At 63.8% G+C, this 26985-nt stretch carries 22 protein-coding genes and 2 pseudogenes; 14 read left to right on the forward strand and 10 right to left on the reverse strand.

All coding sequences use genetic code 11. The features are described 5' to 3' along the window. Positions 1-83 precede the first annotated feature (83 nt). On the forward strand, positions 84-1175 hold the full coding sequence (locus HZY77_RS14700; RefSeq protein ID WP_296816329.1) for an FAD-dependent oxidoreductase: 1092 nt from the start codon (positions 84-86) through the stop codon (positions 1173-1175). A gap of 13 nt (positions 1176-1188) precedes the next feature. Here the strand turns inward: HZY77_RS14700 and merR are convergent, their stop codons facing one another. Beyond that, positions 1189-1602 (reverse strand): Hg(II)-responsive transcriptional regulator, encoded by a 414-nt coding sequence (merR, locus tag HZY77_RS14705; RefSeq protein WP_296655811.1) that lies wholly within the window; start codon positions 1600-1602, stop codon positions 1189-1191. Between the two features lie 63 nt (positions 1603-1665). Between merR and HZY77_RS14710 the strand changes: the two genes are divergently transcribed. Continuing rightward, a complete protein-coding gene (locus HZY77_RS14710) occupies positions 1666-1881 on the forward strand; it encodes a GDCCVxC domain-containing (seleno)protein (RefSeq protein ID WP_296816332.1) in 216 nt (71 codons plus the stop codon). A gap of 9 nt (positions 1882-1890) precedes the next feature. Here the strand turns inward: HZY77_RS14710 and HZY77_RS14715 are convergent, their stop codons facing one another. Next, positions 1891-2337, reverse strand: a complete 447-nt coding sequence (locus tag HZY77_RS14715) for a rhodanese-like domain-containing protein (protein ID WP_296655817.1) — start codon at positions 2335-2337, stop codon at positions 1891-1893. 103 nt (positions 2338-2440) lie between these two features. Here HZY77_RS14715 and queD point away from each other — a divergent pair, with 103 nt between their 5' ends. Then, on the forward strand, positions 2441-2794 hold the full coding sequence (gene queD / locus HZY77_RS14720) for a 6-carboxytetrahydropterin synthase QueD (RefSeq protein WP_296816335.1): 354 nt from the start codon (positions 2441-2443) through the stop codon (positions 2792-2794). Positions 2795-2895: 101 nt separating this feature from the next. Here the strand turns inward: queD and HZY77_RS14725 are convergent, their stop codons facing one another. The 4 genes from HZY77_RS14725 to HZY77_RS14740 form a co-directional block, all read right to left on the reverse strand. Beyond that, positions 2896-3066, reverse strand: a complete 171-nt coding sequence (locus tag HZY77_RS14725) for a hypothetical protein (RefSeq protein ID WP_018506983.1) — start codon at positions 3064-3066, stop codon at positions 2896-2898. 603 nt (positions 3067-3669) lie between these two features. Next, positions 3670-4809, reverse strand: a complete 1140-nt coding sequence (locus HZY77_RS14730) for a hypothetical protein (RefSeq protein ID WP_296816338.1) — start codon at positions 4807-4809, stop codon at positions 3670-3672. A gap of 156 nt (positions 4810-4965) precedes the next feature. Further along, positions 4966-7647, reverse strand: a complete 2682-nt coding sequence (locus HZY77_RS14735) for an outer membrane beta-barrel protein (RefSeq protein ID WP_296816341.1) — start codon at positions 7645-7647, stop codon at positions 4966-4968. 161 nt (positions 7648-7808) lie between these two features. Next, positions 7809-8513 carry a Crp/Fnr family transcriptional regulator gene (locus tag HZY77_RS14740; RefSeq protein ID WP_296816345.1) on the reverse strand — a complete coding sequence of 235 codons (705 nt, stop codon included), beginning with the start codon at positions 8511-8513 and terminating at the stop codon, positions 7809-7811. A 258-nt stretch (positions 8514-8771) separates the two neighbouring features. Here HZY77_RS14740 and HZY77_RS14745 point away from each other — a divergent pair, with 258 nt between their 5' ends. From HZY77_RS14745 to HZY77_RS14760, 4 genes are all read left to right on the forward strand, one after another. Next, complete coding sequence (locus tag HZY77_RS14745) at positions 8772-9434, forward strand: metalloregulator ArsR/SmtB family transcription factor (protein WP_296816348.1); 663 nt, start codon at positions 8772-8774, stop codon at positions 9432-9434. A 37-nt stretch (positions 9435-9471) separates the two neighbouring features. Continuing rightward, complete coding sequence (locus tag HZY77_RS14750; protein WP_296816351.1) at positions 9472-10203, forward strand: MBL fold metallo-hydrolase; 732 nt, start codon at positions 9472-9474, stop codon at positions 10201-10203. A gap of 2 nt (positions 10204-10205) precedes the next feature. Then, positions 10206-11513: an MFS transporter gene (locus HZY77_RS14755; RefSeq protein WP_296816354.1), complete on the forward strand. Its 1308-nt coding sequence runs from the start codon at positions 10206-10208 to the stop codon at positions 11511-11513. A gap of 484 nt (positions 11514-11997) precedes the next feature. Continuing rightward, positions 11998-12879 (forward strand): formylmethanofuran dehydrogenase subunit E family protein, encoded by an 882-nt coding sequence (locus tag HZY77_RS14760; RefSeq protein ID WP_296816357.1) that lies wholly within the window; start codon positions 11998-12000, stop codon positions 12877-12879. Between the two features lie 6 nt (positions 12880-12885). On the opposite strand, the gene HZY77_RS14765 is transcribed toward HZY77_RS14760, so the two are convergent. From HZY77_RS14765 to HZY77_RS14780, 4 genes and pseudogenes are all read right to left on the reverse strand, one after another. Beyond that, the gene (locus tag HZY77_RS14765; protein WP_296816360.1) at positions 12886-14208 is read right to left on the reverse strand and encodes a hemolysin family protein; all 1323 of its coding nucleotides are present in this window, start codon (positions 14206-14208) and stop codon (positions 12886-12888) included. A gap of 89 nt (positions 14209-14297) precedes the next feature. After that, the gene (locus HZY77_RS14770; protein ID WP_296816363.1) at positions 14298-14741 is read right to left on the reverse strand and encodes an Hsp20/alpha crystallin family protein; all 444 of its coding nucleotides are present in this window, start codon (positions 14739-14741) and stop codon (positions 14298-14300) included. Positions 14742-14927: 186 nt separating this feature from the next. Then, positions 14928-15868: pseudogene (locus HZY77_RS14775) on the reverse strand (diguanylate cyclase). Positions 15869-15970: 102 nt separating this feature from the next. Further along, positions 15971-17266: a homocitrate synthase gene (locus HZY77_RS14780; protein WP_296816366.1), complete on the reverse strand. Its 1296-nt coding sequence runs from the start codon at positions 17264-17266 to the stop codon at positions 15971-15973. Positions 17267-17543: 277 nt separating this feature from the next. On the opposite strand from HZY77_RS14780, the gene HZY77_RS14785 reads away from it, so the two are divergent. From HZY77_RS14785 to HZY77_RS14815, 7 genes and pseudogenes are all read left to right on the forward strand, one after another. Beyond that, the gene (locus HZY77_RS14785) at positions 17544-18875 is read left to right on the forward strand and encodes a diguanylate cyclase (protein WP_296816369.1); all 1332 of its coding nucleotides are present in this window, start codon (positions 17544-17546) and stop codon (positions 18873-18875) included. 363 nt (positions 18876-19238) lie between these two features. Beyond that, positions 19239-19523, forward strand: coding sequence for a hypothetical protein (locus HZY77_RS14790; protein WP_296816372.1), 285 nt, complete (start codon positions 19239-19241; stop codon positions 19521-19523). Positions 19524-19655: 132 nt separating this feature from the next. Continuing rightward, positions 19656-20072, forward strand: coding sequence for a PepSY domain-containing protein (locus HZY77_RS14795; RefSeq protein WP_296816374.1), 417 nt, complete (start codon positions 19656-19658; stop codon positions 20070-20072). A gap of 21 nt (positions 20073-20093) precedes the next feature. Then, complete coding sequence (locus HZY77_RS14800; RefSeq protein ID WP_296816376.1) at positions 20094-20570, forward strand: DUF2271 domain-containing protein; 477 nt, start codon at positions 20094-20096, stop codon at positions 20568-20570. Between the two features lie 11 nt (positions 20571-20581). Then, a complete protein-coding gene (locus tag HZY77_RS14805; protein ID WP_296816379.1) occupies positions 20582-22789 on the forward strand; it encodes a PepSY domain-containing protein in 2208 nt (735 codons plus the stop codon). A 43-nt stretch (positions 22790-22832) separates the two neighbouring features. Next, positions 22833-23770: pseudogene (locus tag HZY77_RS14810) on the forward strand (FAD:protein FMN transferase). A 507-nt stretch (positions 23771-24277) separates the two neighbouring features. Beyond that, on the forward strand, positions 24278-26959 hold the full coding sequence (locus tag HZY77_RS14815) for a nitrate reductase (protein ID WP_296816382.1): 2682 nt from the start codon (positions 24278-24280) through the stop codon (positions 26957-26959). Positions 26960-26985: the final 26 nt, after the last annotated feature.

Raw genomic sequence — 26985 nt, forward strand, 5'->3', positions numbered from 1 at the left:
GGCCGCGCCGATGCGGCCTCCATTCTCCAGGAGCTTTTTATGCCCCCATCGTCATTGTCGGCTCGGGTCTTGCCGGCTACACCTTGCTGAAGGAAATCCGCAAGTGCGACGCGAGCACGCCTGTCACACTCGTTACTGCGGATGACGGCACCTTCTATTCCAAGCCCAATCTGTCGAACGCCCTGGCGGCGGGCAGGTCTGCGGCTGCACTGGCGGGTGCCACTGCGGAGAAAATGGCGACCGACCAGCAGGCAACGGTGCTCACACATACCCGTGTGACTGCGATCGATACACAGAATCAACGCGTGCAAACCGGCAATGGCGCGCTCGACTACGGCAAGCTGGTGCTTGCGCTGGGGGCCGATCCGATCTCGCACGGCCTTTCCGGCAGCGGCGCGGCGACGGTGCTGGCGGTGAATGACCTGGCCGATTACGCGGTCTTTCGCGATGCTCTCGACGGCAAAAAGCGCGTCACGGTGCTCGGCGGCGGACTGATCGGATGCGAGTTCGCCAACGATCTGATGCATGCCGGCTTCACGGTCGACGTGGTCCATCTGGGCGCGTGGCCGCTGGAGCGGTTGTTGCCGGTCGAGGCCGGCCGGCGTCTGGCCGATGGCCTTGCTGCGCTGGGCGTGACGTGGCATTTCGGACGAACGGGAAGAAGCGTGGAACCAACCGCCGCAGGGTATCGGGTGACGCTGGACAACGGCGACACGCTCGCCGCGGATGTTGTGCTTTCCGCGATCGGCCTGCGACCGCGTACCCAACTGGCGCAGGCGGCGGGCATTCCGGTCGGGCGCGGAATCCAGACCGGCCGCCTGCTGGAAACGGGTGCACCGAATGTGTATGCGCTGGGCGACTGTGCCGAGGTGGAAGGCCAGAACCTGCCCTATGTGCAGCCGCTGATGGTCCAGGCGCGCGCGCTCGCGGCCACGCTCACCGGTACGCCGACACCGGTGGTGTATCCGGCCATGCCGGTGATGGTCAAAACGCCGGCGCACCCGGTGGCCGTGTTGCCGCCCAGGCTCGGCGCGTCGGGTGGCTGGAAAGTGGAATGCGGTGACACCGGCATTTGCGCGTTGCATGTGGACGACAACGGCTGTCTGCAGGGCTTCGCGCTCACCGGCAGCGAAACCGGTCGCCGCAATACGCTGGTGAAGGAACTGGCTGCCTGAGTCTGGCGCGGCGCTACGCGCCGTCATGAGCAAGCGGCGGTTGCAGCGCGTCGATCAAAGGGCAGCGGACTTTGCCCCGCCTGCGGGCGCAGCGCCCGACGAGTTGCGTCAACACGCCCTCGATGCGCTGCAGGTCGGCCAGACGCTTGCGCACATCGGCGAGCTTGCGCTCGGCGATGGCGCGGGCATCCGAACACTGGGTACCGTCATCCAATTGCAATAGCTGCGCAACCTCGTCCAGCGTAAACCCGATGCGCTGCGCCGCCTTGATGAACAGCAGGCGCGCCACGTCCGCCTGGCCGTAGCGACGGATGCCGCGCAGTGGCTTGTCCGGTTCCGCAAGCAGGCCGCGGCGTTGATAGAAGCGGATCGTCTCGACGTTGACCCCTGCCTCCTGTGCCAGCTTTGAAATAGTCAGTCCTTGCATCTTGACTCCGTACGTAGGTACGGAACTTATGCTACGGCCATCGAAGCAATCGGCAAAGCCTCAATGGACGCGAAATACACCCTGGAGTCCGCGCTGACCTGCCCAGTCTGCGGCCATGTCAAGACCGAGACCATGCCTACCGACGCCTGCCAGTGGTATTACGAGTGCGAAGGGTGTCACACAGTACTGATGCCGCTACCGGGAGACTGCTGCGTCTTCTGTTCATACGGTACCGTGCCCTGTCCGCCCGTGCAGGCAGGGACAGGCTGCCGGGGATGAGGTGGCACGTCAGCAGCGCGGACAGGGCTCGACCGGTAGCTTGCGTGCGATCCAGCCTGGCCCGGCGCTGCTCCCCAACATGCCTTCCTTGATGGTATAGACATGGGTGAAACCCGACGCTCGGAGTACTTCCTGAGCATGGGTGGCGCGGCTGCCGGCGAGGCCGATCAGGCCGATTGATGCATTCCTGTCGCCGCCCAGTGCCGCGTCCACCTGTCGTACGAATCCGGCCTCTCCCTGGGTGTTCGCCATGTTGATCCGCAGTGCGCCTTGGGCCACGCCGGTTTGCCGCCATTCGTCGGAGGTGCGCACATCGATCAGCGTGAGCGTGCCGGCCTGGACCTGGGCATAGGCATCGGGCGCGGACAAGGTGAGTCCATTGTCGCGGGAGCATGCACCGAGCGACAACAGCGCGAATGCGGCAAGCGCGGCAACCGACAGGCGAGACACCGACATGATCGCTCCACAGCAAGACTGGACGGCGCATAGTGTAGCCGGGGCGACCGGTGTCCGATAGGCGCCGCATAGCCAGCGCGGGCGACATGCGCGAAAATGCCATATGGACATCTTCCGCATCTTCCACCTGCAATGTGCGCGCCGACTGCCTGCCTTGCCGGAATCCCATCCCTGCTCGCGCCTGCACGGCCATTCGTTCAAGGTCGAACTGACCGTTAGCGGCGACATCGATCCCGTGCTGGGCTGGGTGCTCGACTTCGCCGACATCGAGGCAGCCTGGCGCCCCATCCATGCCGCGCTCGACCATCGCTGCCTCAATGACATCGACGGCCTGGACAACCCGACCAGCGAAAATCTGGCCGTGTGGCTATGGCGGCAACTCAGGCCGGCGCTGCCCGGCTTGAGCGCCGTCTCGGTGATGGAAGCCCACGACGCGGGTTGCATCTACCGCGGCTGACGGCTGCGCAGACCCGGTGCAATAAAAACCGGCCCCCTGACACATGGCATCAGGAGACCGGCGTGGTTGTCGAAGATGGGCCGCTTCAAGTGCCCCGGGGATTAGAGACCCATGCTGGAAAAATCCAGATCGGCATGCGGCGTGTCGGCCACATTTTCATCGATCATCGCCCAGGTTTCTTCGTCGACGATGTCTTCGGCAGGATGGTGGGCAAAGGCCGAAAACGAGGCGAGCAGGGAGGTGAGTACTGCAGCTTGAAGCATGCTTTTCATAACCGGATTCCTTTAAAGAATTGAAAGTGAAACGTCACTCGGCATGCAGCGATCGCGTATCGCGCTGTTCGCGCCGGCCGATGGAAAGCATCTTAGGCAGCAGGGGTGTCGTGCGTGTGTCCTGCCGGCATCAGTGTGTGGCAGTGTGTGTCAGGGGGCGGGACAAAAGGGCACACGAACCGTGTGCCCTTTGTCCTGCAACGAATCAACGATCAATGCGTGTGCTCGGTGCCGCTGCTCTCATGGCCGGCTTCGGTGCTGGCCTCGTCGTGGCCGCCGGACTTGCCGTGGAAGATCTTGCTTTCCGTCGACTTGCTGCCGCCTTCCGAACTGTCATGGTGCGAGCTGCCGCCTTTGTGGGCACTGCTGCTGTGGCTGCCCCCTTGTTGCCGCCGCCNCATGTACTTCGGACCCTTCTTGCCGTCAGAATGGCCGCTATCGGAATGGCCGTCGGTATGGCTTTCGGCTGCATACGTGACTACGCTTCCCGTTGTCAGAGCTGCAGCCAGCAACACCATCGTTGTCCATCTGCTGTAAGCATTCATGAATCAAAACTCCTGTTGCGTGTGCAAACGCCGGGCGGCGAACCGCCCGGTCAAGCGATCAACGAACGCCGTTGTCGTGAACGAACTCGATCACCTTCAGATAATCGTCCGCAGCGGTCGCGAAGTCGTCCGCGCCACCGACTGGCGTCGGATCGGTCCAGTTGGTGCTGTTGAACACCGCGTCGTACAGATTCACCGTTTCCGCTTTGTACGTCACGCCATCCGGCTGCAGCACCAGCACGGTTGCGGTTGCATTCTTCCAGGTGGTGTAGCGGTCGTAGTTGACGGAGGAGAAGTCATAGTACGTAGTGCCGCTATTGATCCCCAGGATGGAGTCCATGTAGACCACGGTATCCACACTGATGCTGCCGGTCTTGTCCGCAGCCGCGGCCAGCAGCGCAGCCGGATTGAAGTTGGCCGGCAACGTTACACCCGGCAACGTACCCGTCTTCATGTAGGTGTCATACAGCGCCAGATTTTCCAGTGGCGAATCGATGGCCGTGCCGTTTACCGTCAGGCGGCCGGCGGCGTCCAGCGCAATCACCGCGCCAGATGTCGTGAGTTTGGCAAGTGCTTCATCCAGCGAATGCTGCAGCACCTTGTCCGGCGCGCGCGCCACGCTCAGTCGGCCCAGATCGACCTCGGCCGAATAGACCGGCACACCATTGATAGTGGTGGCCAGTTCGCCGTCCACATAGGGAATCACCACCGGATTGCCGGAGGCGTCCTTCAGCGGAACCAGGTTGCCGGATGCATCGTAGACGTAGGCGATGACCTGCACCAGGCCGTCGGAGGTCAGGATGGGCACGCCGTTGGCGTCGCGCAGCACAACAACCATGTCGCCGAACAGATCGCCCTTCTTGGTACCCGCACCGACCGGCTTGCCGCCGCCACCGGACTTGCCGCCCTTCACGCCCGCCCACACCGGACGGTCGCTGTCTTCTTCTGCAGCTGGAATGCGGAAAATCTTCTTGCTCGCTTCGCCACCCTTGCCCTGGGCGCCCTTCTGGCTGCCTGCCTTGCCCTTGTGGCCGCCGCCCTTCTTGGAGGAACCGCCATCATCTGCAGCATGGGCGGCCGAAATCACACCCAGATCCAGACCGGTGACCGAATTGACAGCCAGTGGTACAGCCAGCATGGCAAACATGGTACCGCCTGCCAGAATCAGTTTTTTGAAATTGTATGTGGGGTATGTCATGTATCTCTCCATATTTGATGACCTTGATCTTTTGCGCCCGGTTTTTCGACCGGGCCAAAATTGCGTTCACTACAATTGCAGACTAGCAGGTCTCTTTAAAACGGCCATTGATTTTTCGCAATGGCTATTCATTAAATTTTCCTAGGATTCAGTAAGTTAGAAGCGATAGCCGAGGCCCAGGCGGGCCAGGGTTTCTGTGTTGTCGAAGCGCATGATGTCCGCCGTCGGTTGCGAAGGGCTGACTGTCAATGCGTCGTTGTAGCGGGTATAGCTGTAGTCCATGCGAACGAAGGTGTTGCGCGAGGCCGGAATCTCGGCGCCGAGGCCGACGCGTGTACCGTCGAGGTTGTCGCTCTGATTGACGGGCGTACCTGCGCCCCGGCTGTAGAACGTATTGAAGCGGGTCTGCACCTGGCCGATGCGGCCGTAGAGCAGGCTGCCGTTGGGCAGCACATAACCGATCCGTACGCTGCCGCCGTAGCCGCCGCGTTTCTCCGAGGCAAAGTCACGGCCGCCCGCGCCTGCGGTATCCCGTTCGTGCTCCCAGCCGAAATTGGCTGCCTCCGCCTCCAGTTCCAGACCGACATAGATCTGGTTGAAGGTATAGCCGTAGCCGGCGAAGAAGCCGCCGGTGAAGCCGGAGCGGGCGAAGTCGCCGGTGAAGTCATAGGGTCCGACACCGCTATCGTATTGTGTGCCGGTCAGCCGTGTACCCAGGGTGCCGTGGCCGAGGTTGGCGCCCATATAGAGGCCGCGCAGTTCGGTGGCCGGCCGTGTGGCGACGAGGGGACGTTGACCGCCGAAACGCCAGCCGAGGCCGAGACTGAAGACGGCGTCGCCGGTCTTGAAGGTTTCCGTCGTGGTCGCGCCGCCGCCGGAAGACTGATAGGGCACGTCATAGCTGCCATAGCGGGTGACGCTGTAATCGGTGCGCACGAACAGGTTGCGCGAAGCCGGGATTTCCAGCCCCAGACCGACACGGTTGCCGGTCAGGGTTTGATCCCGGTCGTAGGCACCCGTGCTGAACTGGTTCTCGGTGTAGTAGGTATGGAAATCGGTCCGCACTTTGCCGAACTTGCCGTACAGCATGCCGCCGTCGAGCAGATAGCCTGCGCGCAGGCTCAGGCCATAGTTGCTGTCCTTGTCCAGAAATACGGTGGGGGCGTCATTCTTGATCTTGCGGTGTTTCCAGTTGGCGTTGCTGTCGCCGCCGTCGAGTTCGACGCCGAGGTACCAGTTGTCGGCGAGCTCGGTGCCCCAGCCGCCGAACAGCGCGTAGCTGGCGCCAAAGCCGCCCATGCCGGCGGTGTCGCTGCCACCGCCGCCACGCGGACCCCAGGTTGCCGTTGTCAACCCGCCATGACCGAGCTGGGCGCCCAGATAGAAGCCGGAATACACGCCTTGCGCACGCGGCGCTTCGGGCGCGCCGGCCTCGCGTTCGGGAATGATGGCGTAGTCGCGGTTGCGTGCCGGCGTGTAGCCGACGCTGACCAGCATCTGGTTGCGGCTGTATTGCGCGGCAATGTCGCTGGAAGCCCGGTCGATGATGCGCAGGTCGGCACCCAGATAGACATTGGGCATCACGTAGTAGCGCAGACCGGCGCCCGCGTCGACGATCTTGTCGACGCGGGCGAAGTCGTTGAAGTCGCTATGCGTGTAGGCGGCGCGGCCGTTGACCGACAGCTTGCTGGTCAAGTGGCGTTCGACCTCGAAGCCGTAGGTCGTGTCGGTCGAGCTGGAGGCATAGCTGGGGCCGCTGAATACGGTGGTTTCTTCGAGCGAGCGGTCGATGAAGAGGGTCGCGGTTGTCAGCGAGGTCGGCTTCCAGACGGTCAGCAAGCCGAAATACGGCTTGGTGATGTCGGAGAACCCGCTGTAGTCGAAATTCTGGCCCATCACGCCGGCGAAGGCTTCGCCCGTCAGGCGCTGGGGCTGCAAGGTGTATTTCACGCCGGCCGCGGCACGGTAACCGTCCGAATCGCGATTGAAGGTCTGGCCAGGGATCAGATTGTCGTAACGGCGGTTGTCGGTCGCGACCTGGCCAAAGATTTCGTAGCGGGNGGACAGAACATAGCCCAGGCTTACGCCCAGCGAATTCAGGTTGTGGTCCCGATAATCGTTGTTGGTCGGCAGGCCGGAGATGAGCGCACCATTCTTGTAGTCGTAACGGTCGTAGGTGCCGCCAAGACGCAGACGGAAGGCACCGAACGCGTGGGCCACGCCGAGATGGGCTTCGTCGTGGTCGTACAGGGTGGGCTTGATCTGGCCGATATTGCTGCCCGGCGTGGAGCGGTCTTCGTGATCGCGCGAATGGCGGGCGCCGCCAAACACGTTGGTCGTCGGACTGAGGTCATAGCGGCCGTCGAAACCGAGCCAGTAGTCGTTGACGTTTTCCGAGTCGTGGTTGCGGTAACGGTCCAAATCGCCGCCCGCATCGAAGTTCAGCGCGTGTTGCTGCCATTTGGATTTGAGCGCGATCGACGGCGACAGCGTGTAGACCACGTCATCGGTCACGTAGGTGCGCGGGGCGGTGTAGGGGCGCTCGGCGTAGATATTGTCGTCGTAGGTGGCGGCCAGCGACACTTCGGGGAACACCAGGAACGAGCCCCAGGGTATGCCGGGAAACTCGTTCGGCTGGGTCGGGAAGACCGACGTCATCGGGCGGGTCGCCGGCACGGTCGGGACCGTGGCGACGGGCGCGCCGATCTGGGCGCCGCCAGGGGTCTGGTTCTGGGTTTGGACCGGGGGCGTGGTCGGCGGTGCACCCCACACGTTGAACGATGCGGCGCCAAACAGGGTGGCCATGCATGCGGCTAACGGCTTCAAAGCATATTTCATACGTATTCTCCGGGCAGACTGCCTGCTGGCGCCTCCCTTTCGTTATTGGGGTTTCAGCGGATCAGGCAAAATCGGGTCCAATTCTAAGAGATTAATTTGCGTAACCCGATCGAATTGAGAATTGTCAATGCGACAAATGTATCAATTAGGCAACAGGCCATTCAGCTCTGCGCCAGTTGCGTCAATCGGTTGTAGTCGTAGTCGATGCAGCCGCCTTTTTCGATATGGATCAGACCGCGTCGTCTGAACTCGGCCATGATGCGGCTGGCGGTTTCGGTCGTGATGCCGAGCAGGGCGCCCATGTCCTCGCGGCTGGGCAACAGCGTCTCGGAGAGTGTGCCGTCGCAGCCGAGGGTGATCAGGAGGCGCGCCATGCGGGCTTCCGCCGGGCCGGTGGAGAGTGCCACGATGAAATGGTCGGCCTGGTCGATCGAGCGCTGCCAGCGCTGCTGCAAGGCCTGGTGCACGCTCGGGTTGGTCTTGTCGAGCTGGATGACGACCTCGCGCGGGATGCGGCAGACATCGGCATCCTGCAGGGCGATGGCGGTGTGGTGATAACGCTCGCCCACCAGGGTTTCCATGCCGGCTACGTCGCCCGGCCGCAACAGCCGCACGATGCGCTGTCCGCCGTTGGGCAGATCGACCTTGAGCTTGATGAGTCCGTGGCGCAAGGTAAAGACGCTGGGTGCTGTCGCTCCCTGCTCGTACAGCACGGCATGCTGGGGCACATGCAGATTGTCGATGGGCTGGAGGATCGTATCCAACTCGTTCATGGACAGGCCCGAGAACAGGACGAAGTTGCGTACGTCGCACATGGCGCATTTCGCGCGGCCAACCCATTCGGGATTGGTGCAATTTGGTTTCATTGGGCGACTCCTCCGCCCAAGGGGCCATCATGCAATCGACTACCTGAATACATCAAATTCCATTCTTTAGTTTTGTGAACATCGTTCCGGGCGCTGTTTCTATGTGGTTTGCGGCCGGGCGGGCCGTGTATATCACACCAAAGATGCAATTCTTATTGCGATAAATCAATTTGGGATGGGCGGGCGTGTCCTGCCTTGTTTTTCACACCTGAGCGGTACCGCTTGCAATATTCTAATAGTCGTGAGAATGTTCGTTTTATGACTTCACGACAAACCAAAGATCTGCTCTACGAGCAAGTTGCCCGCATCGGCAAGGCGGTTTCCAGCCCCAAGCGACTTGAGCTGCTGGAAATCCTGGCGCAGGGCGANAAAACCGTCGACATGCTTGCTGCCGAAGCCGGCATCGACATCAAGCTGGTAAGCGCACATCTAAAGGTACTGAAGGCTGCGCGGCTGGTCGAGGCGCAGCGCGACGGCCGCTTCATCGCGTATCGGCTGTCCGGCGAGGACGTCAGCGCGCTGTGGGTCAACCTGCGTACAGTGGCGGAAGAGCATCTGGTCGAACTCAAGGTGGAAATGGAGCGGATTTTTGCCGCGCCGGAAAAGCTCGATGCCGAAACGCGACGTTCCTTGATGGAAAAAGCGCGGCGCGGTGACGTGGTGGTGATCGACGTGCGCCCCTCTGCCGAATATGCCAGCGGTCACCTGCCGTTCGCACGCTCGCTGCCGCTGTCCGAACTCAAGCAGCGCTTGGCCGAACTGCCTGCCGACCGCGACATCGTCGCCTACTGCCGCGGACCGTTCTGCATGATGTCCGCGGAGGCGGTGTCCTTGTTGAAGGCGCACGGCTATCGCGCGCAGAAGATCGCCGACGGCATCCCCGAATGGCAGGCGGCCGGATTGCCGCTGGCCGAGTCGTAAACCGCCTTTCGCTTACACAATACTCCAGGAGACTTCCATGTTTTTCCGTCAATTGCTGGCCAAGGACGCTACCCTGTCCTACTTTTTCGGCTGCGGCTCATGCCATGTCGGTGTCGTCGTCGATCCCGTTCTGGGCGATGAGCTGTGGTTCCTCGAGGAGGCAGCGAAACAGGACGTGAAGATCACCCACGTCATCGACACGCATGTCCACGCCGACCACTTTTCCGGCGCGCGTACCCTGGCCGAGAGAACCGGGGCAGTCTACTGCCTGCACGAGTCCAACGCCGGGCGCGTGAATTACCCGTTCGAGCCCCTGAAGGACGGTCAGCGCATCGAGCTTGGCAACGTCTTTGTCGACGTGCTGCATACCCCGGGTCATACCCCGGATTCGATCTGCCTGTTGGTGACAGACAAGCGTCGTACCGAGACGCCATGGTTCGTCCTGACCGGCGACACCCTGTTCGTCGGCAGCGCCGGACGGCCCGATCTCGCTGGCAAGGAAATCGAGATGGCAGGACAGCTCTACGGCACGCTGCACCAGCGCCTGCTGACGCTGCCAGCCGAGGTCGAACTCTATCCCGGCCACACCTCGGGCAGCGCCTGCGGCGCCGGCATGTCGGGCAAGCCGATGTCGACGATCGGCTTCGAGAAGCGCTGGAACCTCATGCTCGCGATGAGCCGGGACGCGTTCGTTACCGCATTGACCGAAGCCATTCCGCCGCGCCCTGCGGAAATGGATCGTATGGTCGCCTTCAACCTGGGCAACTGACCATGCTGCTGACCCAGGACGTGGCGGAGTACCGCTACGGCATCCGCCATAATTTCGCCCAGTTCTCGCACCAGCTGGTGCAGGTGTTCTTGGTCGGCCTCACCATCGGTATGTTCCGTACCGTGGTGCCGGCGCTGGCCGAAACCGAATTCGGCGTGGCCAAGGGCTCGTTCATGATGCTGATGGCCTTCGTCACCGCCTTCGGCTTCGTCAAGGGCACGCTCAACTTCGTCGCCGGACGCCTGTCCGAGCGCATGGGCCGCAAGAAAGTGCTGTTCATCGGCTGGCTCGTCGCGGTGCCGATGCCTTTCATGATCCTGTATGCGCCGAACTGGAACTGGATCGTGGCGGCGACGGTGCTGTTGGGCGTCAACCAGGGCCTCACCTGGTCGATGACGCAGACCTCGAAGCTCGACCTCACCAGCGCCAACCAGCGCGGGCTCACCATCGGTCTCAACGAATTCTCCGGCTACTTCGGCGTGGCAGTCGCGGGCATCGTCACTGGCTACATGGCCACCGCCTTTGGGCCGCGCGAGGGGCTGATGCTGTTTGGCCTCAGCGTGATCCTGCTGGCCGGCCTGCTGACGTTGCTATGGGTGAAGGACACGCTGCCGTGGGCGCAGGCTGAGGGCAAGAAGCACGCCGCCGGGCAGATGACCGGCCCGAAGCCGCGCTATCCGGCCAACATCGCGGACCAGCCCGGCACCTGGGACGTGTTCACCCTGATGTCCTGGCGCGATGCACGCATGGCGTCGATCAGCCAGGCCGGCCTGGTCGAGAAGTTCGTCGACGCGCTGGTATGGGTGTTCTTCCCGGTCTACCTGCACCAGCGCGGGCTGTCGCTGCCGGGCATCGGCTGGGTGGTCGGCGTCTACGGCTTCGTCTGGGGCATGTCGCAGTTCTTCACCGGCCACCTGTCCGATCGCGTCGGCCGCAGGCAGCCCATTGTCTGGGGCATGTGGCTATGCGGCGCCGGCGTCGCCCTGGTGATGCTGGGCGAGGGCAAGCTGTGGTGGTCGTTCGCTGCCGCAGTCATGGGCTTCGGCATGGCGCTGCTGTACCCGACGCTGTCTGCCGCCGTCTCCGACATCGCGCATCCCAACTGGCGCGGCTCGGCCATCGGCATCTACCGCTTCTGGCGCGACCTCGGCTACGGCATCGGCGCGCTGCTGCTGGGCGCGGTGGCCGCGCTGTTCGGCGGCATCGAATCAGGCTTCTGGTTCACCGCCGCCGCCATGTTCATATCGGGCCTCATCGTCCTGATGGCGTGTGAAGAGACCCATCCTCGCCTCAACCCTGCCGACGCTTGAGCCTGCCCGCAAGAAAGCTGCCATGAACAAAGTCCTTATCGCCCTGTTTGCCGGCTTCGTCGTGCAGCCGCGCCCGCTCGCAGCCGCCCGGTGTTGAGTTGGGTGGCAGGCGATGCGTGCGACTGCCGTTCGCCGACGCCAGCTTGGACCATGTACTGTCCTGCCGCTTTGCCATTGGCTGGCTCAACCGGCCCAGTCTGCTATACAGGGAGAAGGGTAAAAGGCGGAAGCGGCGCCTATCAAGGCGCGCGCTGGCAGATAGGCCAGGGGTGCGGATGCTGTTTGCGGGATTGCCGATGCGTAACCTAACTGTGCGCGTGGCTAATTTCCTGCTCTCCGGAACATCTTGGACAAGGCTGCTTGAACAAGGCGTGCCGCGTGCTGCCGTAGGGCGAGTTGCTCCTGGCGCTGGACGGAAGGGCCTGATCGGACCCACGACGCAAACGGCGATCGAAATCGCCGGCCATAACCAGGAGATAAAGTCATGCGCATATTTCTCCAGCAATCCATGTGGGCCTTGGGCTTATTCATTTGCGTGGCCGGGGCCGAAGCAGCGGAACCCACCTACAAGGAAGGCGAAACGATCTTTGTCGAAACCGGCGTCGAAGCCCCCGACCGCAATCCGACCTGGTATGCGTCGATGGTCGCCAAACCCTATGCACCTGTTTTCGAGATGCTGGCCACGCAAGGCACACAGGGCCGTTACTACCCGTATACCTATCCGGTCACGCTCAAGGATCTGGTTCGCTTCCACGGCCACGACTGCGAAGGAACGACGACCGCGGCGAACGCGGCCTGGGTGGCGTTCAAGATCCTCTTCCCGGACGGCATCATCGACCGTAGCGTGCTCTGGGGCATCAGCGGCGAGTCGCCTTGCTGGTCGGATGCCGTGGCCTTCCTCACCGGNGCGCGGCTGCAATACGGCAACCTGGGGTTTTTCAGGGACAAGCGCTACAGCCATGCCATTGTCCTGTACCGCGAAGACACCAAGGTGGCGGTGCTCGCGACGTGGAAGGAGGGCATCAACAACATTCCCGGCGAGCCGGTCATGCTGCCCGGCAAGGTGACCTGGCAGCCCAAGGTGACGATGAAGGACGTGGAGGCGCTGAAAGCCGTGGTGAANAAAGCCGGTGGCAACCCGACGCCTTACCAGGTCGATCTCATGCGCTATCAGCAATGGGCGCATATCAACGACATCCTCGAGCATCCGCTTGAAGAAAGCTACCAGGCCAAGGTCATCGAGAACTTCAAGTGGCAAGACTGGATCGACCCGGCCAAGACCCTCGCCCAGCCCCACGTGCGCACGGACACGCGTCTGAAGAATTATCCCTACCGTGACAGGCCGGTCGTGGTGCCCGCCCAGTAGCCGGAATCAGGTTGGCCCGCCAGGCGTGTCGGGCGGCGGCGATTCGATGGACGCGATCGGCGTGGCCAGCACTTTGTCGATACGCTTGCCGTCGAGGTCGACCACTTCCAGCCGCCAGTTCTCCCAGGTCAGCACGTCGCCCGTCTGCGGCAGCCGCCCGGACAGCCACATCACCATTCCGCTCAGCGTGTGGTAGCGGCCGCGTTCCTCTTCCGGCACGCTTCTCAGGCCCAGCCGGTCCTTGAGCTCCGGAATGGGGATGAGACCGTCGAGCAGCCAGGAGCCGTCCCCGCGCTGCACCGCCCACGCTTCGTCCGCACTGCGCGGCTTGAATTCGCCGGTAACCACCTCCAGCACATCCTGCAGCGTGACCAGGCCGTTGATCTCGCCGTATTCGTCGATGACCAGCATCAGGTGGGTGTCGGACGCGCGGAACTGTTCCAGCAGGTCCAGGCCGCTGAGACGTTCCGGCACGAATACGGCGGGCTGCAGTGGACCCTCCAGGCCGGGTGACGAACCGGCCAGCATCGCGTCCAGCAATTGCTTGGCACTGAGGATGCCCAGCACCTCGTCGAGCCCGTCACGGCAGACCGGGAAACGGGTGTGCTCCGAATCGGCCATGCGGCGAAGGTTGTCTGCCAGCGGAAGCGTGGTGTCGAGGTAGATGATGTCGGCGCGTGGTGTCATCAGCGACTCGATCGGGCGATCGTCGAGACGGAATACATTGCGCACCATCTCATGCTCCTGCCGTTCGATTTCGCCGGTATCCGACCCCTCCTGCAGCAAGGCATGGATTTCCTCCTCGATGATGTCCTCGCGCGCGAACGATCGTCGGGCGAACAGGCGCAGCAGCGCATCGGTGGAGGCCGACAGCAGGCGAACGAACGGTCGAGCCAGTTGCGCCAGCAATTGCATGGGTCGGGCGAGGCGGCAGGCCATGCGCTCGGGGTCGATCTGGCCGATGCGCTTGGGCACCAGTTCGCCGATCACGATCGTGACATAGGTGATGAGGATCACGAGCAGCGCAGTGGCCGCGATCTCACTCGCTTCGTTTTTCATGCCCAGCGTCTGCAGCCAGGTCGACAATGGGCCGGCCAGCGCAGCCTGGCCGATGATGCCGTTGAGAATGCCGATCGAGGTGATGCCGACCTGGACCGTCGATAGAAAACGCGTCGGGTCGTCGTGCAGCTGGATGGCGACGGACGCCGCCCGATTGCCTTCGTCGGCCAGCCGCGCGAGTCGAGCCCGGCGCGACGTCACCAATGCGATTTCCGACATGGCAAACACGCCATTCAATACGATCAGGACGGTCAGAAGCAGGATTTCCATGAATGATCCGGTTGCGGGATAGGAAAGGGGCGGGAGGCAAAAAAGCGGCGCCTCAAGAAGGGCGCCGCGCTGGGCTTCCGTGGCGGAGCTTACTGGACTGCCAGCTTCCTGGCCGAACTGACGGCCTTCTTCGGCAGGGTCAGTTCCAGTACGCCATCGTTGTATTTGGCCTGGGCCTTGGCTTCGTCGACGTCATGGGCAAGGGTGAAGCTACGCGACACCTTGCCGCTGTAACGTTCCGAACGCAGCACTTTCTCGCCCTCTTTTTCTTCTTTCTCCATCTTGGTTTCGGCGCTGATCGAAACCTGGTTGCCTTCGATGCTGACATGGATGTCGTCCTTCTTCACGCCCGGAATGTCGGCATGCACGGTATAGGCATTGTCGTTTTCCTTCACATCCATCTTGATCTGCATCGGCTGCTGGCCTTCGAAGAGCGCAGGACGCACGAAAAAGCCCTTGAGCAGGTCGTCGATGTCGCCAAAGGGATCGATGCGGGCGAGATTCAACGGATCGTAACGTGAGAGATTGGCCATGATGGTCTCCTTTCAAACGGATTGTCTGATAACGAACTCGGCCGCAACTGCGGCTACATTTCCAATCTAGATCCATATTTCGCCAAATCAAGACCCATGCATCTCCTTATTGCGTCCAGGCTTGTGAAGAGAGGGGACGGGCTGTCGGCGGGCACTCAAGCCTCGATGCGCACTGAAAAAGCGCGATCAACTGCCCCTGACGATGCAGTTCCGGCCGTGTTGCTTCGCCTGGTAAAGGCGCTTGTCCACCGTTTCGACGAACGCCAGCGGGTCGTCCTGGTGCGAGGGGATGATCGTGCCGACCCCGAGGCTGACGGTGAGGATCTGGCTGACCGGGGATTGCGCGTGCGGGATCTGTTCCTTGAAGATCAGGCTGCGGCAGCGCTCGGCGATCTTTGCCGCCGACCCTTCGTCGGTTCCGGGCAGCACCAGCACGAATTCCTCCCCGCCGAAGCGGGCAAAGAGGTCGCGCGCGCGGGTCGCGGCCGAACTCAGGGTCTGGGCGACCCGCCTCAGGCAGGCATCCCCTTCGATGTGGCCATAGCAGTCGTTGTACTGCTTGAAGTAGTCGATATCGAGCATGATGACCGACAGCGGCTGGTTGTTGCGCCGTGCATGGGCCCATTCCACTTCCAGGATGGAGTCGAACATGCGCCGGTTGGCGACGCCGGTCAGGCCGTCCTTGAAGGACAGCGCTTCCAGTTCCTTCTGCAAGATGACCAGTTGTTCCTCGGTCTTTTCCGCTCGCTGATGTCGAACATGAATCCGACCAGGGCATCGACCTCGCCGGCATCGTTGCGGACCACGTGCACCACGTCGCGGATCCAGACGTGATCGCCGTCCTGCGTCAGGGCGCGGTAGTCGGCTTCGTGGTCGGTTCCTGCCTTGGACTGCGCGACGCAGAAATTCACCACCCGCTCCCGGTCATCGGGATGGATCCGGGTCGCCCAGTCTTCCACGGTCACCCAGCTTGCCGGCGACCAGCCGAGCAGGCTTTCGATCTGCGGCCCGATGTAGGCGAAACGCATGGTTTGCCAGTCGATTTTCCAGGGGATGGCCTTGGTCGATTCCAGCAGGGTCTTGTAGACCGCGCTGTCGATTTCCGTGTCTTGTGAACTGTCAGTCATTGTGGAGGTACCCGATCTGCAGGGGAATATGTTCGCGCCGTTCAGCATACTACGACGCATCGAGGCGAGGGATTCTGCGCGCCCGGGAGGCGACCATACACCTCAGAGTCGCGAAGCGCGAGCAAAAAGCTGCAACAACTGCACCGGCTCGTCGTAGGCGATCCGTTTCCCGGCGCGCAGGTCGCGGCGCATCAGGCGGATCATGCGGTTCAGCACGTCTTCCGGGAAGCTTTCTGCTGCCTGGCCCGTGACCTCCGCCAGCCGCCCGGCGATCACGGCTGCATCGCTGACGACCGGGCAGATGCGATACCGGTAGGCGCCGCCGATGGCTTCCGGCGGCAAATCCATGAAGCGCCCCGCCTGCTGGCGGAAGAAGCTCAACGGCAGGCGGTAGGCGTTGTTGCCCAGTATCGGAAGGTCGTCGGGGACCGGCTCCTCCTCGTCCAGCACCTGAAGCCGCGTGGCCAGCTGCAGCAGCTGGTCCAGGCGGTAGCTGGCTTGCATGTGGGGATTGCCCACGCGTACCAGATTGGCGATCAATTCGCCCAGCGAGGCATGGCCAATGATCGCCGCCCGCTTGGGCAGCCCGCCCCAGGCGCCATCCGCACCGTTGAGCAGCGCCTCGATCACGGACGCATTCTCGAAGCCGCCGCCGGCATGCATGTGGACCAGTATTTTCAGCGGCGGCGGCAGGAAACTGCGGGCCACCGCGACGAACGCGCCCACCTGGAAGGGCAGGTAGGTGCCGCGGTTATCTTCGATGCTGATGCCTTCGATGGCCTGCTCGGCCAGCAGGCTCAGGATCGAACAGGCCGTATCGGGGTCTTCCGCGAAGGCATCGCAGCCGTCCACGATATTGATCAGGATGCGCGGCCGGCCGCCGTCGTCGCCGCGGATGTTGGCGTTGAGCCACGCGATGCTGGCCGGCAGGCTGCGGCGCAGTGTCTCCAGGTCATATTGCCCGGCCATGCCCGCCTTGCTCAGGTAGATTTCATGCAGGGTGTTGGGTACGCCATAGGCCTGCAGCTTGCGCTGCGAAGGCGAGGGCGTGAACGTGCCGTCGGCCGCCGCAATGCCGATGTCGGTGAACGCGAAGCAGCCGTTCATGTCGGCCTGGTGGTCGCGCAGATACATCATGAAATCGTCGTCGACCTCCAATTCATCCGGCATGGCGTAATCCAGCGTACCCAGCAGGATGTTGCGGAAGCCGAACTCGCGCAGCCTGGGGAGAATGGCCAGCTTGTCTGCGAGCGTCTGGCCTATGCGTGCGCCAACGGGGTTCTCCCGCAGGGACAGGTCGATCAGATACGGCTGCATGCTGCGGAGCCTGTCGATTTNTTCCTGTGCCCCGGCCAGAATGGCGCGGGCCTGGGCGACCGTATCGTGTGAACAAGGCATGGTTATTCCGGACTAAATGAATGGGTTGAAACGAATAGTCGGGGACAATACGAATACGGCTATCTTCCATTGTGGAATGACTTTTGTCATTCGCGTTACCCGGCCGCTGGCAGCGTGTCTGCGTTCGCGGCCACACAGGCTAGAATAGGGGCAGCCTGAAGGCTGCTCCAGGGAGCGATCCGTGACTCGACAGGATATGCAGCGAGAAATCCTATGCAGCAACAATGAAGCCCTTATGACCGATCCGGATCGGCTGCCCATCCCATGATGCGATTGCATGAAGCCGAATAGCCCCGTTTCCCTCAACAACGTCATGGACCTGCTGCTCGACGCCATCTGCGTCGTGGATATGCAGGGACACTTTGTGTTTGTCAGCGCCGCGTGCGAGCGTATTTTCGGCTACACCCCTGAAGAGATGATCGGCAAGCCGATGATCGATTTCGTGTTTCATGAAGACCGGCCGCGGACGCTGCAGGCCGCCGCCGAGATCGTCGCCGGTCATCCCCAGCCCCATTTCGAGAACCGCTATGTGCGCAAGGACGGCCAGATCGTCCATGTCATGTGGTCGGCCCGATGGTCCGAGACGGATCAGGTGCGGGTCGCCGTGGCGCGCGACGTGACTCAACGCAAGCGCGCCGACTCCATGCAGGCGGCCCTGTATGACATTTCCGAGGCTGCGCACTGGGCTGAGGATCTCGTCACCCTGTTTCAGCAAATCCACCAGATCATCGGTGGCTTGCTGCCCGCCGCCAATTTCTTCGTGTCGCTTTACGATGAAGACAAGGCTGCGTTGAGCTTTCCGTATCTGGTCGATGAGCACGACTCGTCGCACATGGAACCGGCTACAACCGCCTTGATCGAAGAGATCATCCGGGGCGGCCAAATCCTGCTGCTGACGCCCGATGCTAAAGGAAATTCATTGAACTGGCTGGGCGTTCCGCTCAATGCGAAAAAGGGCGTCATCGGGGCCCTCGTGGTGAAGAACTATCACGCCGAGGCCCGCTATACCTTGGAGGATGTCGAACTGCTGCAGTTTGTCGCCAACCAGGTTGCGCCCGTGATCGAGCGCAAGCAGATGGAAGCCTGGCTGCAGCACATCGCACGCCACGACCCGCTGACCGGCCTACCCAACCGCGAACTGTTCCACGATCGCCTGCAGACCGCGCTGCGCTGTGCAGAGCGGCTCCGGACCCCGCTCGCCCTGCTCTATCTCGACCTCGACAAATTCAAGCAGGTGAACGACGTATTTGGACATCAGGTCGGCGACCTCCTCCTGCAGGAAGTCGCCCATCGCCTCCGACAGTGCGTGCGCGAATCGGACACCATCGGCCGCGTCGGTGGCGACGAATTCCTGGTGCTGCTCAATGGCGTTTCNCCTCCGGAGTGCGCCGAAGTGGTTGCCGAGAAAATCCGGGCGGCCCTCGACCGGCCTTTCGACTTGGCCGGGCATATGGTACACGCCCCGCCGAGCATCGGCATCGCGCTGTATCCCGAACACTCCAACGATTACACGCAACTGATCCGCCATGCCGACGAGGCGATGTATGAAGCCAAGCGGAATGGCGGCAACCGCGTCCAGGTATCAACCCTGCCCAGTAGTCAGAAGTAATCGGCCATTTCGGGTAGCCGGTTCTGATCAACCTTCATCCGCAGGCCTTGGGCAGTCACAGGTCAGAGCACACACTTAACGGCAGCATTTCCAATGCAGCGAACGCGAACTTTCGACCCGAAGCGGGGTCATGGCGTGCCCATCGACCCTCCGTTGATGTAATAACCGGCCATCTGAGAATCAGTGCCACTTAACCCCACTTCTGGCAACTGCTAAAAATGGGGATTACCGCTTGACCTACGGCTTCTGGAAGAACGACATCGCCCCATTGGGCCACAGACGTGCGTTCAGGCTGTCTTAAGTTTTGAAGTTCAGAGTGCATGGACAGTCAGCGTCGACTGGACTCGATCGAAGGGAAGAATCATGAAGCCATGCAATATTGCCGGGGTGTTGAGCGTCGTAGCAACCATGATGAGCATGCCTTCATATGCAGACAATCCTCGCGAGGAAGCAGGAGACAGTCATCGGATCGACTCAGACATGCAAGCCGTCTCCACTGACGCAACGATCGGGCAGCCAGGCTATGGCTGGCGATACTTTGTCGATGCACGCAAAGGCACAGCAGTCGTGATCAGCCCTAAAGGAGACTATTTCTACAGTCACGGGAAAGGCCTCACGCTAGTATTCAAGGCAACCGACGTCGCCTGACCCTCCCATGTCAAACGTTGACCGCCAAGGGACGCAGGGCGGATCCGACCGGCCGCTCCTGGCCGATTGTGTGAGTTCCGACGTGATGCCGTAAGCCGACATAAACGCTGACGTAGTGAAAAGGAGTTTTCCATGAAACACCCGCACCGCAACTCGTTTGTCATGCAATCCTCCCTGCGCCGTGGCTTGCTGGCGCTGTCACTTGGCCTGGCCGTCCTGCCCGCATTGGCCGATGACGATTGCGATGCGCCGGTGGATCGCTGGCAATCGCGCGAGGCCGTGCGGCAGATGGCAGCCCGGCAGGGCTGGCAGATCCAGCGGATGAAGATCGACGACGGCTGTTACGAAATTCGCGGCACGGACGCCCAGGGCCGCATCTTCAAGGCCAAAATCGATCCGGAAACCCTGAAGGTATTGACGATGAAGCAAGGGAACCGCCAGCGTTCCCGGGAGCGCGAACGTGAGCACGCCGCGTCGCAACCAGACGCCGCCGCCGCGCCATCGCCCCCATTCACCCCTGGCACCGTACCGCGCGGCCAGACCGAGTAACCCCACAATTGGAGAATCCTCATGTCCAAACCTCTCTTGACCACGTTGGCCGCCGCCTGCGCGCTGGCCATTCCCGCCCTGGCGCACAGCCGCCAGCTCACGCTGACCGCCCAGCTCAAGAACTACGGCGGCGACGGCGCCTACCTGGCCGCGTACCTGACCGACGTCAAGGGCGCCTATGTGCGCACGCTGTGGGTGGCCGGCGGCAAGGCCAAGTACTACAAACACCTGTCGAATTGGAATCGGCTGTCCGCCGGTGACGCCAAGCGTTTGAATGGCGTGACCGGCGCCAGTGTGGGCGCGGGGCGCACGCTCAAGGTCACGGCCGACCTGGCCGATGCACTGATTGACGCAGGCTACGAAATCCGCCTCGACGCGGCCGTGGAAGACATGCGCGACAGCCCGTCGGAGGTTCGCGTGCCGCTGTCCACCGGCAACGCCGGCAAGCCGCAGGCCGGCAAACAGTACATCCAGACGCTGACTTTCCAACTGCGGTAAAGGGCGCGCGCATGGACTGGAAGTCAATCCACCGTTGGCTGGGTCTGACGATAGGCACCCTGGCCGTGGTGCTGGGCATCACCGGCGCCATCCTGGCGTACGATCCGGTGCAGCAGGCCTGGCAGGCGCCCGCCGCGCGGGACGACCTGTCCGTGGCCACGCTGGTGGAGCGCGTGACACGTAACGTCCCGGGTGCGGAGGAAATTCGACACCTGCCCTCGGGCGCCATCGTGGTGTTCGGCTTTGTCGGCGACCAGGCGCAGGCGCACTACGTGGACCCGACCGATGGTCGGGTGCTGGGCGCCTGGCAGCCTTCGGCGCTGCCGCGCTGGGTGAAGAACCTGCACCGCTCGCTGCTCCTGGGCGACGCCGGGCGTTGGGGTGCAGCGGGCATTGCGCTGGCGATNGGGGGGCTGTGCGTCTCGGCCCTCGTACTGCTGCTGCGCCGCATGGGCGGCTGGCGGCGGCTGGCAGCACGGGTGCGTGGCTCGCTGGCGCAGCGCATCCACGTGGTCACGGGCCGGGTGGTGCTGGCGGTGCTGTGCCTGACGTCGCTCACGGCGCTGAGCATGAGCGCCTCGACCCTGGGACTGGTGGCGCTGGACGCCGGGGCCGAGCCCGACGTGATCTCCGTGGCCACTGGCCAGACGGCCCTGCCCGTGGGGCAGCTTGCCGCGCTGCAAAACCTCTCCGTGCGGGATTTGCGCAAGCTGAANTTTCCCGACGCTGCCGATCCTGAAGACACCTGGAAGGTGGCCACCGGCCAAGGCGAAGGCTGGATCGACCGCTACTCAGGGAAGACGCTGGCCTGGCAGGACGTCACCCTGGCGCAGCGCATCTACGACTGGGCGCTGGTGCTGCACACGGGTGAAGGGGCTTGGCCCTGGGCGGTGGTGCTCGCGCTCGTGGGCGCCAGCGTGCTGTTGTTCTGGCTGTCGGGCGTCTTCATCTGGTGGCAGGCACGCCGCCAGGCGCCGCACATCACGGGCAACAGCCCTCTGGCACAGGCCGACGTGCTCATCTTCGTTGCCAGCGAAGGCGGTAGCACGTGGGGCTTTGCCCAGACGTTGCACGATGCGCTGAGCCACAACGGTCACCGCGTGTACACCGGCGCACTGGAGCTTTTCCAGACCACGGCCGCCACGCGGCAGGTGTTTGTGCTCGCCGCAACCTATGGCGAGGGCCAAGCTCCGGCCCACGCCAGCCATGCCCTGGAGCGCATAGGNAAGCTCAGCGCCAGCGCCGTGCCGGTGACGGTGTTGGGCTTTGGCGACCGGCAATACCCGGCCTTCTGCGCCTTTGCCGAGGCGCTGGAGAAAACGCTGCGTGCACAGGGCTGGCCCGCGCTGCTGCCGCTGGAGTGCATCCACCAGCAATCGAGCCAGCAGTTCGCGCGCTGGGGCCAGGCTCTGGCGCAGGCGCTCGGCGAACCCCTGATGCTGGAGCATGTGCCGCGCATGCCGCCCACCACGGCGCTCACGCTCGTGACGCGCCAGGACTACCCGGGGCTCGTCGACCAGCCCACGGCGATCCTGCGCTTTGCGTGGCCCGCGCAGAGCGGTGGGGAGCGCCTGCACGGGCACGGTCTGGCGCACTTTGCAGCAGGCGACCTCGTGGGCATCGTGCCGCCGGGCTCGGCTGTGCCCCGCTACTACTCGCTGGCGTCGGGCTGGGAGGACGGGTTTCTGGAAATCTGCGTGCGCCAGATGCCCGGCGGCCTGTGCTCTACGCACCTGCTGGGCCTGCAGCCGGGCGACCACATCGCCGCGTTCATCCGATCCAACCCCGGCTTTGCGCTGCCGCGTACGCGGCGACCCGTGCTGCTGATCGGGGCGGGCACNGGGGTGGCGCCCTTGGCAGGCTTCATCCGCCGCAACGACCGGCACACNCCCATGCACCTGTACTTTGGCGGGCGCGATCCTGAGCGGGATTTTTACTTCGGCCCCGAGATCCGGCACTGGCTCGGCGAAGGACGCCTGGCCAGTGTGGAGACGGTGTTCTCCCGCATACCGGAGGGTGGCGGCTATGTGCAGGACGCCCTGCGCCGCGACGCCGAGCGCCTGCGCGACCTGGTGGCCCAGGGCGCCATCGTGCGTGTCTGCGGCAGCCGAGCCATGGCGCGCGACGTGGCCGAGACGTTGGACGCCGTGCTGGCGCCGCTGCAGTTGAGCATATCGCAGCTCAAAGCGAAGGAACGCTATGCCGAAGATGTCTTCTGAACCTGCTGTGCTCTGCAAGCGGACCACCCTGCACGGCCCGACCATGGGCACGCGCTGGTCCGCCAGTGTGGACGCCGACGCCAGCCTGGACTTGGCGGCCCTGCACCGGGACCTCGCCGCCGCAGTGCAGCAGGTGGACGAGCAGATGTCTCCCTGGAAGCCTGATAGCGACCTCCTGCGCCTGAACCATGCGCCCGTGGACGCCTGGGTCGAACTGCCCGCCGAGATGCTGGAGGTGCTGGCCTGCGCGCTCGATATCCACCGCCTCAGTGACGGCGCGTTTGATCCGGGCGTCGGCGCGCTGGTCGATGCCTGGGGCTTTGGCGCGGTGCGCGATGCGCCCGACGCTGAGGCGATCCGCACCGCACGCCAGCTCGCGCCGCGCCCGACGCACGCGTGCCTGGAGCTCGACCGGCCCGCAGGCCGCGCCTGCAAGCGCGCCCCCATGCAGCTCGACCTGTGCGGCATTGCCAAGGGCTACGCGGTAGACCGCATGGTCGCCATGCTGCAGCAGCATGGGGTGCAGCATGCACTGGTGGCGCTTGATGGTGAACTGCGCGCAGTGGGCGGCCAGGCCAGCGGTGCGCCCTGGGCCGTGGCGCTGGAGCAGCCCGAGACTGGGCATCGCGCGGTGCACGGAGTCATCGAACTGCAGGACCTGGCCGTGGCCACATCAGGCGACTACCGGCGCTATCTACAGGTGGGCGATGCGCGCCTCGCACACACATGGACGCGCGCCGCGCAGCGCCGGTGAACAACGCCGTCGCATCGGTCACCGTGCTGGCGCGCACCTGCATGCACGCGGACGCCTGGGCCACCGCACTGCTGGTGGCCGGCCCTGGAGAAGGCCTGGGCCTGGCACAGCGCATGGGGCTGGAAGCCCTGTTTCTGCTGCGCCGTCCCGAAGGGCTGGTGGAAATGGGGCTGGGGCGGTTCGGTGCCTCCACAGTGCCGGGAGGCGTTGGGGGCTTCTCTGAATAAGTATCCTCGAAACACCAAAGCTAAAGCATGCCAGCGCGATTCAGGGCAATGCTGAACCGCCTCCGGGCCTCGCGAAGGTTCGCCGTCAGTATCCGTCGCCTCGGGGGGCCAAGGCAGGCTCCATGGCAAAGTTCTGGCCCTGAATGGCCGCCTTGTGGGGGCATCACTCGACACATCGTGTGGCTGCTTCGGGTCGGGCTCTGACGTCTGAACCGGGTAAAGCAGTCGTTCAGGAACGCGAGGCGCATCAACGGCCGGTTTTGCGGATACTGCGGACGCAGTCGGTTAAGAGGCCGGCGGCGCCTGGGGCCGACAATCGGCCATCTCCGCGGGCCTGCTTGCCAACAGTTCACGCCCGCACCAAATTGCGGCACAGCATCTTTCCTGTGCACTGCCGTTGAGCGAGGCGTGTTGGCCGCACTTGGCCTAATCCATTCAAGCCATTGAATTCATTGCACTGAGGCCTCCTGGCACAGACCCTGCTGACAGACAGGGCGAGGAGTCATCATGTCTGTCGTTTCATCTGTCTGCTGTTATTGCGGAACCGGCTGCGGGGTGCTGATCGAGACCGACGCCGGGAAGATCGTAGGTGTACGCGGTGATCCCGCGCACCCGGCGAACCGGGGCAAACTCTGCACCAAGGGCGCGACGCTTGCCCTGTCGGCGGTGGCGAGCGGGCGCGTCCTGTATCCCGCACTGCGTACCGAGAAAGGCGCGCCGCGCCAGCGCGTGAACTGGAGCGTCGCGCTCGATCATGTCGCCGACAAATTCCGCTCGGTCATCCGCGATCACGGCTCCGACGCGGTGGCGTTCTATATTTCCGGCCAGCTCACCACCGAGGCGTACTACGTCTTCAACAAGCTTGCCAAGGGGCTGATCGGCACCAACAACGTCGACACCAATTCGCGTCTGTGCATGTCGTCCGCGGTGGCGGGCTACAAGACCACACTGGGCGCCGATTCGCCCCCAGGCTGCTACGACGACATCGATCACGCCGGCACGATTTTCATCGCCGGATCGAACACGGCCTATGCGCACCCGATCCTGTTCCGCCGCATCGAGGCGGCGCGCAAGGCCAACCCTGAGCTGAAGCTGGTCGTGGTCGATCCGCGCCGCACCGACACCGCGGCCGAGGCCGATCTGCATCTCGCGATCCTACCCGGCACCGACGTCGCGCTGTATCACGCCATGCTCAACGTGATGCTGTGGGAGGAACTGATCGACCGCGAGGCCATCGCCGCGCATACCGAAGGCTGGGAGGCGTTGCGCGACGTGGTGCGCGACTACACGCCGGAAAAGGCCGCGTCGATCTGCGGCGTGGCGGCGGCCGACATCGTGCAGGCGGCGCGCTGGTTCGCCGCCGGGCCGACCCTGTCGCTGTACTGCCAGGGCCTCAACCAGTCCAGCTGCGGCGTAGACAAGAACGCCGCGCTGATCAACCTGCACCTGGCCGCCGGGCAGATCGGCAAGCCGGGCGCGGCGCCGCTGTCGCTGACCGGCCAGCCCAACGCGATGGGCGGGCGCGAGGTCGGCGGCATGGCGACCCTGCTGTCGGCGCATCGCGATCTGGCCGACCCCGAACACCGCGCCGAGATCGCGCGGTTGTGGGGCGTGGACAGCGTGCCGGCGACGCCGGGCAAGAGCGCGGTGGAAATGTTCGATGCGCTCGGGCGCGGCGAGATCAAGGCGATCTGGATCGCCTGTACCAATCCCGCGCAATCGCTACCTGACCAGCGTCTGGTCCATGACGCCCTGCAGACGGCCGAATGCGTAGTGGTGCAGGAGGCGTTTGCCGATACCGAGACCGTGGCGTTCGCCGACGTGCTGTTGCCGGCCGCCAGTTGGGGCGAGCAGGACGGGACCATGACCAATTCCGAGCGCTGCATTTCGCGCGTGCATGCGGCGGTGCCGCCGCCGGGCGAGGCGCATGCCGACTGGGCCATCGTGACCGCGTTCGCGCGCCGGCTGATACCGGGCGAGGGCGCGCGGCTNGTTTCCTACGACAGCGCCGAAGCCGTATTCAACGAGCATCGCGAGACCACGCGCGGGCGCGATCTCGACATCACGGGCCTGTCCTATGCGCGGCTGGATCAGGCGCCGCAGCAATGGCCGTTCCCCGAGGGCGCGTCTGCCGGCCAGATGCGTTTGTACGCCGACGGCATCTATCCCACCGCCAGCGGACGCGCGCATTTCCACGCCGTGCCGTATCGCCCGGTGGCCGAGGCGATCGACGCGCGCTATCCCTTGCACCTCAATACCGGGCGCCTGCGCGACCAGTGGCACGCGATGAGCCGCACCGGCCGCGTCGCGCGTCTGTTCGCCCACGTCGACACGCCGCTGTTGTCGATGGCGCCGCGCGACATGGAGTTGCGCCGCTTGAACCCAGGCGACCTGGTGCGCGTAAAAAGCCGGCGCGGCGACGTGGTGGTGGCGGTCGAGCCCAGCGACAGCCTGCGTCCCGGGCAATGTTTCCTGCCGATGCATTGGGGCGCACGCTTCATGGGCGGGCTGGGGATCAATGCGCTGACCCTGCCGACTTTCGATGCGATGTCCAAGCAGCCCGAACTCAAGCATGCCGCCGTGCAGGTGGCGAAGGCCAAGCTGCCCTGGCGCATGGCCGCGCTGGCGGTGGGCGATGGCGCGAAGCTGCTCGATGCCGTGCAGCCGCTGCTGCGTGCCTGCGATTACGCGGCCGCCGGGCTGGCGGGGCGCGAGCGCGACGTGCTGACCTTGCGCCTGGCGCATACGCAGCCGCTGCCGGATGGACTGCTGGCGGCGCTCGATACCGCGCTGGGGCTGGACGATCCGCTCGCGGTGATGCATTACCAGGACAGCCCGCGCGGCATTTCCAAACGTGTGCGCGTCGAGTCGGGCAAGGTCGTCGCTGCGCGTCTCACCGGTGAAACGGCTGCCTTCGACTGGCTGCGGGATGTCATCGTCGAAGGCGTGGACGCCGCCGCGCTGCGCAGCTGGATGCTGGCGCCGGTGGCGCGGCCGCCGGCCGGCGGGGCCGGCCGTGGCCGCATCGTATGCAACTGCCTGAACGTGGCCGAGCCTGACATCGTCGCCGCGATCACGGCTGGCGCCGACCTGGCCGCGCTGCAGGCCACGCTGAAATGCGGTACCGAGTGCGGCTCGTGCGTGCCGGAATTGAAACGGCTGCTCGCCGGGAATCGGGCGGCGGCATGAGCTACGTTACTTCAATGGGCTCCGTC

This window comes from Thiobacillus sp., assembly GCF_013693775.1.
Taxonomy (GTDB): domain Bacteria; phylum Pseudomonadota; class Gammaproteobacteria; order Burkholderiales; family Thiobacillaceae; genus Thiobacillus.